General features: G+C 37.6%; 10 protein-coding genes. 1 reads left to right on the top strand and 9 read right to left on the bottom strand.

Features of this window, described 5'->3' with window-relative positions:
• Window positions 1-98: 98 nt before the first annotated feature.
• Window positions 99-542 carry a VOC family protein gene (locus tag HMPREF2937_RS02790; RefSeq protein WP_023015783.1) on the bottom strand — a complete coding sequence of 148 codons (444 nt, stop codon included), beginning with the start codon at window positions 540-542 and terminating at the stop codon, window positions 99-101.
• Window positions 543-661: 119 nt separating this feature from the next.
• Here HMPREF2937_RS02790 and HMPREF2937_RS02785 point away from each other — a divergent pair, with 119 nt between their 5' ends.
• Complete coding sequence (locus HMPREF2937_RS02785) at window positions 662-1,036, top strand: VOC family protein (protein ID WP_057510376.1); 375 nt, start codon at window positions 662-664, stop codon at window positions 1,034-1,036.
• Window positions 1,037-1,103: 67 nt separating this feature from the next.
• On the opposite strand, the gene HMPREF2937_RS02780 is transcribed toward HMPREF2937_RS02785, so the two are convergent.
• From HMPREF2937_RS02780 to uvrC, 8 genes are all read right to left on the bottom strand, one after another.
• The gene (locus HMPREF2937_RS02780; RefSeq protein WP_070863991.1) at window positions 1,104-1,613 is read right to left on the bottom strand and encodes a YfcE family phosphodiesterase; all 510 of its coding nucleotides are present in this window, start codon (window positions 1,611-1,613) and stop codon (window positions 1,104-1,106) included.
• The gene (locus HMPREF2937_RS02775; protein WP_002480574.1) at window positions 1,610-2,197 is read right to left on the bottom strand and encodes an XTP/dITP diphosphatase; all 588 of its coding nucleotides are present in this window, start codon (window positions 2,195-2,197) and stop codon (window positions 1,610-1,612) included. The genes HMPREF2937_RS02780 and HMPREF2937_RS02775 overlap by 4 nt, the downstream gene beginning before the upstream one ends.
• Before the next feature lie 16 nt (window positions 2,198-2,213).
• The gene (gene racE, locus HMPREF2937_RS02770) at window positions 2,214-3,014 is read right to left on the bottom strand and encodes a glutamate racemase (protein ID WP_002480573.1); all 801 of its coding nucleotides are present in this window, start codon (window positions 3,012-3,014) and stop codon (window positions 2,214-2,216) included.
• A gap of 113 nt (window positions 3,015-3,127) precedes the next feature.
• The gene (locus HMPREF2937_RS02765; protein ID WP_070863990.1) at window positions 3,128-3,646 is read right to left on the bottom strand and encodes a GNAT family N-acetyltransferase; all 519 of its coding nucleotides are present in this window, start codon (window positions 3,644-3,646) and stop codon (window positions 3,128-3,130) included.
• A 70-nt stretch (window positions 3,647-3,716) separates the two neighbouring features.
• Window positions 3,717-4,526: a succinate dehydrogenase iron-sulfur subunit gene (gene sdhB / locus HMPREF2937_RS02760; RefSeq protein WP_002480571.1), complete on the bottom strand. Its 810-nt coding sequence runs from the start codon at window positions 4,524-4,526 to the stop codon at window positions 3,717-3,719.
• Complete coding sequence (sdhA, locus tag HMPREF2937_RS02755) at window positions 4,526-6,322, bottom strand: succinate dehydrogenase flavoprotein subunit (RefSeq protein ID WP_023015921.1); 1,797 nt, start codon at window positions 6,320-6,322, stop codon at window positions 4,526-4,528. Before sdhA ends, sdhB begins: the two co-directional genes overlap by 1 nt.
• Window positions 6,323-6,374: 52 nt before the next feature.
• Window positions 6,375-6,989, bottom strand: a complete 615-nt coding sequence (locus HMPREF2937_RS02750) for a succinate dehydrogenase cytochrome b558 subunit (protein WP_002480569.1) — start codon at window positions 6,987-6,989, stop codon at window positions 6,375-6,377.
• Window positions 6,990-7,477: 488 nt separating this feature from the next.
• Window positions 7,478-9,274, bottom strand: a complete 1,797-nt coding sequence (uvrC, locus tag HMPREF2937_RS02745) for an excinuclease ABC subunit UvrC (protein WP_002480568.1) — start codon at window positions 9,272-9,274, stop codon at window positions 7,478-7,480.
• Between the last annotated feature and the right edge of the window lie 75 nt (window positions 9,275-9,349).

Raw genomic sequence — 9,349 nt, 5'->3', positions numbered from 1 at the left:
CAAGTTGTTAATCATGCCGAGCGCACACAAAAATAAGCATCCATGTCGGTTTTATTAAGACATGGATGCTTATTTCAGCTTTTATCTATTATTTTCTTTTATTGTTTTGAATGATCTTGTCCGTGCAACATCCAACGTACATTATATTTATCTGTAAATGAACCCATTTTACCGCCCCAGAATTGTTCTGCTAGTGGCATATCTACATGTACAGATTCATCATCTTTTACTTTGTCATATAAAGCTTCTACACGTTTTGCATCCGCTTCATCATTAATATCATAATCAATTAATAAAGAAATACCTTCGTTGATTTGAACATCTTTACCGAACGCATCTGATGCGTATAATGTCACACCCGCAATGGTAAATTCAGAATGCATTGTTTTATTGTCCGCTTCTTCTTCACTCACACCAAAGTTTTCAGCTTGTGATGGATCAACAGCTAAACGTTGAATATCAGTTGCGCCAAAAACCTCTTCATAATATTTTAATGCCTCTTTAGTATTGTTAAACGCTAAATATGGATATAATTGAGTCATAATCAATCCCCTTTTTATTTAATGTACTGCATTCTAATCATACCTTTTATTTGTAGTTTCAAACAACAAATAAGCGGGGATATGATGATAAGTTAAAAAAAGAAACTCGAGGTGTTAAAATGATTCAACGTTTAGACGAAGTCATGTTATATGTGAATGACCAAGAAACAGCCAAAGCTTTTTGGACAGAAAAATTAGGTTTCACTGTTTCATCCGATACAGAACAACATGGTATGCGTACCATTGTACTGCGTCCATCAAGTGACGCACAAACAGCCATTGTCCTCCACAACAAGCAAAAGATACAATCATTAGATTTAGGCATTAGTACAGAAACACCTTCTTTAATGTTTGCGACAGAAGATATTGAACAACTCTATCAAGATTATCAAGACAAAGACATCACAGTCGGTGATTTAGTCGACATGCCTCAAGGCAGAGTCTTCAACTTTGCGGATGATGAAAATAATTATTTCGCAGTCAAACAAATCTAATAAAAAAGATGCTGGAGGATGAAAATTTTCACCCTTCAACATCTTTATTTTTAGTTATTTTTCAATTTTAACCGTTTACTTTAAATTCAACTGTTTCAATAATGTCATGATTTCTATTTCTGAAATTTAATGTGACATTTTGATCATCTACTAAAAGTTCAGCATAAGTTTCTTCCATCATACTTCTTGATTGTGAAATACTGCCTGGATTAATCACATGTACCCCTTCTATTTCTTCATAACGAGCAATATGTGTATGTCCATAAAAGGCCAACTGACAATTTTCTTCTTTAGCTTTTTCAGCTAGAAGTTGACGTGTCGTATTCACTCTGTATAAATGTCCATGTGTATAGAAAGCACGCAAACCTTCATCACTGATGACATTTTCATTTGGAAACTCTGGATAGAAATCACAGTTACCTTTAACGCGATGGTATAAACTTAATTCTGTATCATCATATTGGAACTCTGAATCACCTAAATGCAACGCAACATCAACTTGGTCATAGTGGTTCACCACTTCAAATAAAATACCAGACTCTGTGTGGTTGTCACTTACAATAATCCAACGTCTCAAATTTGATCACCCTTTAAATAAGCTTTTAATTTATCAATTGCTTGACGTCTATGGCTGATTTCACCTTTTTCTTGATCCGTTAATTGTGCCATTGTTTTATGCATTCTTGGTACATAGAATATCGGATCATAACCGAAACCATGTTCACCTAATTTTTCCATTGTAATTACACCGCTGACTGTGCCTTCAAATGTCACAGTTTCTTCGCCTGGTGCACTCATGCTGATGACACAAACGAATTCTGCCGTACGGTGGCGGCTGTTACCTTTTAATTTCTCTAATAACTTTTCAATATTCGCATTATCATCTTTATCTTCTCCAGCATAACGCGCTGAATAAATACCAGGTTCCCCATTTAGCGCATCCACTGTTAAGCCGCTGTCGTCTGCGATGACACGTTTTCCTAACGCTTTAGCTGCTGCCTCAGATTTTAATTTTGCATTTTCTTCAAATGTTGTCCCTGTTTCTTCGACATCAAAGTCTGAAATTAATTCACTGATACCAATCACATTGTATTCAGGAAAGATGACTTTAAAGTCGTTGATTTTTCCTTTGTTGTTTGTCGCAATTACTAAATCTTCCATGTCCTTCACCTCAATATTAATCCACTTTCACATGTGTTACTTCAACATTATCTATTTTTAACCATTGTCCAATGATGTATTGGATATGTTTTGTATCCCCTGTCGCAAAGAAGCGATGTTTCGGATGTGGGGTATAATGCGCATGTTCATGACTGAAAGTCAATAACGCACTGACCTCACGTGCTGTTTCTAAACCAGATGATATCACAGTTTTATTACCACCGAAATAATCATAAATCGGTTGGAAGAGTAACGGATAATGCGTACATCCTAAAATTACCGTATCAGCATCATTATTTCTATATTGTTTTAACGTCTGATGAATCACAATATTTGTTGCGACGGGATCATGATAACGCATTTGTTCCACTAATGGTACAAAATCCGGACATGCAACTCCTGTGACTTCAACATGCGGATTAATCGCTTGTATATGTTTTGTATAAGCTTCTGATTTAATTGTCCCTTCAGTACCCAACACCATTACTTTATTATTTTGTGTCGTCATAATCGCAGTACGTGAGCCAGGTTCAATTACACCGATTACCGGAATCGGTAATAAGGCTTTCAACGTATCTAATGCGACAGCCGTTGCGGTATTACATGCGATAACCAGCATTTTAATATCATATTCCATTAATTTATTCGCAAGCTGTACCGTGAAATCACATACTTGCTTGCCATCTCTTGGTCCATATGGACATCTGGCGCTATCACCAAGATAATAGATCGTTTCATTTGGCAGCTGACGTATTATTTCTTTGGCTACAGTGAGGCCGCCGACTCCTGAGTCAATTACTCCGATGGGTTTATTCATGTCTTTTTCATCCTCACACTAAAGCATTCTTAGACTATATTTTATCATAACCCTGAATTAGATTGCATGAATGGTTATTTGGTTTCACGAGACAAAATGTAGACGAAAACGCTTTAAAGATTAAAAGCTTCAGAATAATGTACCTCTCCACTCATATTCATTAGCACATTTTCCTTCAATTCCAAAATCATTAAATAAGGTTCCATCTCTTTCATTGGTCCAAAAATATGATAAGCCGCAGCCAGTTCAAACCCGAACTTCTGATAATAAGTTGGGTCACCTAAAACTACAACTGATTGATAACCTTGTTGTCTTGCAGCTTCTAATGACGCTTCTACCAACTTCGTTCCTACGCCTTGTCTTTGATAATTCGGCGCTACACTTAATGGTGCAAGCGCTAATGACGGCGTTTCAGACCCAATAGTAATCTTAGACATCATAATATGACCGATAATCTCCTCTTGTTCTGATAGAGCGACCAAAGAGAGTTCAGGTACATAAGCGGTACTTTTTCTTAAACGTTGGACTAATAGATGTTCCGTCTGTTCACTCATCTCAACGGTTTCAAAAGCTGCTTGAATCAATCGTTCTATAGCTTGTTCATCATTTGATTGTTCTGTTCTGATTTTCATCTTCGACTTCCTTTCTTCCACTAAAAAAGAGGCAAGGAGTCGCACTCCTGCCTCTTGATTTATTATCAAATTATTGTACTTGGTGGTCAGAACCAAAGAATGATTTGAACATGTAGAATGAAGTTTCTCTGTTCAACGCTGCGATTGAAGTTGTTAAAGGAATACCTTTAGGACAAGCATTCACACAGTTTTGTGAGTTACCGCATTCTTGAAGTCCGCCGCCGCCCATTAAAGCGTCTAAGCGTTCGTCTTTAGTCATTGAACCTGTTGGATGCAAGTTGAATAAACGTACTTGTGAAATTGCTTGTGCCCCTACGAATTCGTTTTTACTTGTTACGTTAGGACAAACTTCTAAACACACACCGCATGTCATACATTTAGATAATTCATACGCTGTTTGACGTTTTTTCTCAGGCATACGTGGTCCAGGACCTAAGTCATACGTACCGTCAATCGGTACCCATGCTTTCATACGTTTTAAGTTATCGAACATACGAGAACGATCAACTTGTAAGTCACGTACGATTGGGAATGTGCTCATTGGTTCTAAACGGATAGGTTGTTCTAATTGGTCTACAATCGCTGAACATGCTTGACGTGCATGACCATTGATAACCATTGAACAAGCACCGCATACTTCCTCTAAACAGTTCATGTCCCATGTTACCGGCGCAACTTTTTCCCCTTTTGTATTATACGGATTACGTCTGATTTCCATCAAACAAGCAATCACGTTTAAATTCTCACGATAAGGAATTTCAAATTTTTCTTCATATGGCTGTGAGTCCGCAGTATCTTGTCGCTTAATGATTAAAGTTACAGTTTTAGAGCTATTTTGAGCTGGTTGTTGAACCGCTTCATCTTTAACTTCTTCTGCCATTATGATTTGCTCCCTTCTTCCTTACTTGAATCTTCTTTACTAGATTTTGATTTAGATGAGTAGTCACGTTTACGTGGTGGAATTAAGCTGATATCCACATCTTCGTATTCGAATCTTGGTGGATTATCGATACCTTCGTAAAACGCTTTTGTTGTTTTTAACCACTCTTCGTCGTTACGATCAGGGAATTCTGGTTTGTAGTGTGCACCACGTGATTCGTTACGGTTATATGCACCGATTGTAATCACACGAGCAAGTACTAACATATTCCATAATTGGCGTGTGAAGAATACAGCTTGGTTACTCCAAGTTTGTGTATCTTCCATGTCAATATCTTGATAACGTCTCATCAACTCAAGAATTTTTTCATCTGTTTCTAGTAAACGTTTGTTATCACGAACAACTGTTACGTTTTTCGTCATGATTTCACCAAGTTCACGGTGAAGTTTGAAGGCATTTTCTGTCCCTCTCATGTTTAATAAATCGTCAAAACGTTTTTGTTCTTTATCGATTAAGTCTTGGTAAAGACTGTCGTCTAATTCAGTATATGAATGTTCAACAGTGTCGATATATTTTACAGCGTTCGGTCCAGCTACTGTACCGCCATAAATCGCTGATAATAATGAGTTTGCACCTAAACGGTTACCGCCGTGTTGTGAGAAGTCACATTCACCTGCTGCGAATAAACCGTCAATTGTAGTCATTTGATCATAGTCTACGTATAATCCACCCATTGAATAGTGAACTGCTGGGAAGATTTTCATTGGTACTTTACGTGGGTCATCGCCTGTGAATTTTTCATAAATTTCGATGATACCGCCTAATTTAACGTCTAATTCATGCGGATCTTTGTGTGATAAATCTAGATATACCATGTTTTCACCATTGATACCTAATTTTTGGTTCACACATACGTCGAAGATTTCACGTGTTGCGATGTCACGAGGTACTAAGTTACCGTAATCCGGATATTTCTCTTCTAAGAAATACCAAGGTTTACCGTCTTTATAAGTCCAAATACGTCCACCTTCACCACGTGCTGATTCACTCATTAAACGCAATTTGTCGTCACCAGGAATCGCTGTTGGGTGGATTTGGATAAATTCACCGTTCGCATAAACTGCACCTTGTTGATACACGATAGATGCTGCTGAACCTGTATTGATCATTGAGTTTGTAGTTTTACCGAAGATAATACCAGGACCGCCTGTTGCCATCACTACTGCATCAGAACGGAATGCATCGATTTTCGCATCTGTTAAGTTTTGTGCAACGATACCACGCGCTGCGTTGTTTTCGTCTTTCACAACACCTAAGAATTCCCAACCTTCGTATTTTGTCACAAGACCGTCTACTTCGAACTTACGAACTTGTTCATCTAATGCATATAATAACTGTTGACCAGTTGTTGCACCGGCATATGCCGTTCTGTGATGCAACGTACCGCCGAAACGACGGAAGTCAAGTAAACCTTCCGGTGTTCTGTTGAACATTACACCCATGCGGTCTAATAAGTGGATGATTTTCGGTGCTGCATCCGCCATTGCTTTAACTGGTGGTTGGTTCGCTAAGAAGTCCCCGCCATAAACTGTATCGTCAAAGTGGATCCAAGGTGAGTCGCCTTCACCTTTTGTATTAACCGCTCCGTTAATACCCCCTTGCGCACACACAGAGTGCGAACGTTTTACGGGTACTACTGAGAATAAATCAACATGTACACCTTGTTCTGCTATTTTAATTGTTGACATCAGACCGGCAAGTCCTCCACCGACAACAATAACTTTTTTCTCTGCCATATAAATGTCACTCCCTGAAAATATAACCTTTATTTACGCTATGCTATTGCTCTTATACGAACGCTAAGATTGCACTTACACCGATGTAAGAAACAATAACGAATACTACTAATGATACCCATGTAAATACGCGTTGTGATTTAGCTGATTGTAAGGCACCCCATGTTACTAGGAATGACCATAAACCGTTCGCAAAGTGGAAAATTACTGCTACTGTTAAAACAAGGTAGAAGATTAACCAGAATGGATTGCTTAAGTAGTCTTGCATCATGTTGAATCCTAGTTCTTTATGCCCTAACCACATTTCCACTTTTGTTTGATAGAAGTGGATTGCGATAAAGATAAACGCTAAAACACCTGTGATACGTTGTAATAAGAACATCCAGTTTCTGAACCATGAATAATGGCCGACGTTCTCTTTAGCCGTGAATGCAATGTGAATACCGTATAACGCATGATAAAGAATTGGTAAGTAAATTAAGAAGATTTCAAGTGCTAACAAGAATGGTAATGATTCCATAAATCCTGCTGCTTGGTTGAAAGCTCCTGCTCCTTTAGTCGCTTGGTGGTTAACTGTCAAATGCACTAATAAGAATGCACCGATCGGAATAACCCCTAGTAACGAGTGTATGCGTCTTAAATAAAATTGATTCTTAGTATAACCCAAAAGGAAGTCCCCCCTGTGAAACAAATGATATTAATTGATTTCATTTTCAGGTTTGTTGAAATGCTCCAAATGCTCACAAAATTAAGTAAAATCAATACAAATGACTCAACCGCCAACGAACAGCCCTGCTGGGAGTTGTAAAACACTGCAATCAGCACGGCAGCTCAGCGCCATTTTTTCTCTATGTATGGACCCCTATCTTAGCTGTATATGCTGAACCGATGACCGCTGCAATCCCTTACAATCGAGGCAATTGTATTCAATTACACATTAAGTGAGAATCGTTTTCATTTAGAAAGCGTTTACAAACGCACCTAAAAAAATAAAATCTCGTTAACGATATTGTAACATTTTTTTACAGCCTTTTGGGCATGAGAATTATTATCAATGGATTTTTTTCAATCTTAGTTTAAATTCAGCTTCAAATAGACTTAAAATTAAGCTGAAAGCGGCACCTCCTTCAGCTTTCACTTCAGAATATACCGCTTCTAACTTTTTTGTTCTTCCTTATTTAATTCTTGTAGTAAATTCTCAGCTATCTTTTTAGGAAAACCAATTTCTTGAAGCTCCGCAACCGTGGCTGCTTTCATTTTCTTCACAGAACCAAACGTTCTTAACAACTTCGTTTTACGTTTTGGTCCGATACCATCAATATTATCTAACACAGACGTCAAACCATGTTTTTGTCTTGTTTGTCTATGGAATGTAATCGCAAAACGGTGGACTTCATCTTGAATTCGTTGCAGTAAATAGAACGCTTGACTGTTCTTCTTAAGCGGAACTACTTCTGCGTTTACACCATACAACAGTTCTGACGTTCTATGCTTATCATTTTTACGTAAGCCTGCGACAGGAATATCTAATCCCAATTCATTCTCAAGTACATCAATAGCTACAGACATCTGTCCTTTACCGCCATCGACAATAATAAGATCAGGTAACGGTAAACCATCGTTCAATACACGTGTATAACGTCTACGGATCACTTCTTGCATGGATTTATAATCATCCGGGCCATCAACCGTTTTAATTTTATATTTGCGGTATCCTTTTTTATCTGGTTTACCATCAACAAAAGTAACCATCGCAGACACTGCATCAACACCTTGAATGTTAGAGTTATCAAACGCTTCAATACGAATCGGCGTTTGAATTCCCATTTGTTCTCCAAGCTCTTCAATCGCTTTGATTGTTCTAGACTCGTCTCTCGCAATCAATTCGAATTTATTTTCTAATGAAATTTCAGCGTTATGATTCGCCATCTCAACTAAATCTTTCTTTTGGCCTCTGACTGGTTGCACAATTTTTGTATCTACAACCGATTGAATCATGTTAGCATCCAAATTTTTCGGCACATGCACTTCTTTCGGTAAAAGATGTTGATTCAATTGATAGAATTGACCGATAAACGTATAGAACTCCTCTTCTTCTGTTTGTTGAAGTGGAATCATTGTTGTATCACGTTGAATCATATTCCCGTTTCTGACGAAGAAGACTTGAACACACATCCAACCTTTCGACACACTATAACCAAATACATCACGTGCTTTATTATCTGTCGACATGATGTTTTGTTTTTTCGTCAAGTTATGAATATGTTGAATCAAATCACGATACTCTTTGGCTTGTTCAAAGTCTAATTGTTCACTCGCTGCCATCATGCGATCTTCTAAGTTCTTAAGAATTGTTTTATCTTCACCATTTAAGAACTCAGTCACTTCTTGAATCATTTGCGCATATTGTTGTTCATCTACGTCATAGACACAGGGGCCTAAGCATTGACCGATGTGATAATACAAACATAATTTATCCGGCATTTTATCACATTTACGGAATGGATAAATACGGTCTAACAATTTTTTCGTTTCTACTGCTGAATATGCGTTTGGATAAGGACCAAAGTATTTACCTGTCCCTTTTTTAACAGTTCTTGTAACCAACAAACGTGGATATTTTTCTCTCGTAATTTTAATGAAAGGATAGCTCTTATCATCTTTCAACAAGATATTGTAACGAGGTTGATATTGTTTAATTAAATTCAGCTCTAACAATAACGATTCCGTTTCACTATCTGTAACGATAAATTCAAAATTACGGATTTCTCCTACTAAACGTGTCGTCTTCGCATCGTGCGCACCTGTGAAATAAGAACGCAATCGATTACGCAGACGTTTAGCTTTCCCGACATAAATGACTTGATCATTGCGGTCTTTCATTAAATAACAGCCAGGTTCAAACGGAACCACTGATAGTTTCTGTTTAATCTTTTCTTTATAATCTTCCAACGATTAACCTCCCTTCTCCTAAAGTTTGATAGATTTACTATGAAATTCAATTTACTATTATAACAAATACCAGCT

Origin of the sequence: Staphylococcus sp. HMSC061G12, assembly GCF_001838465.1 — a bacterium.
In the GTDB taxonomy this organism is placed as follows: domain Bacteria; phylum Bacillota; class Bacilli; order Staphylococcales; family Staphylococcaceae; genus Staphylococcus; species Staphylococcus simulans.
The sequence above is the reverse complement of the archived record's forward strand: the minus strand, read 5'-3'. Positions and strand labels throughout refer to the sequence as shown.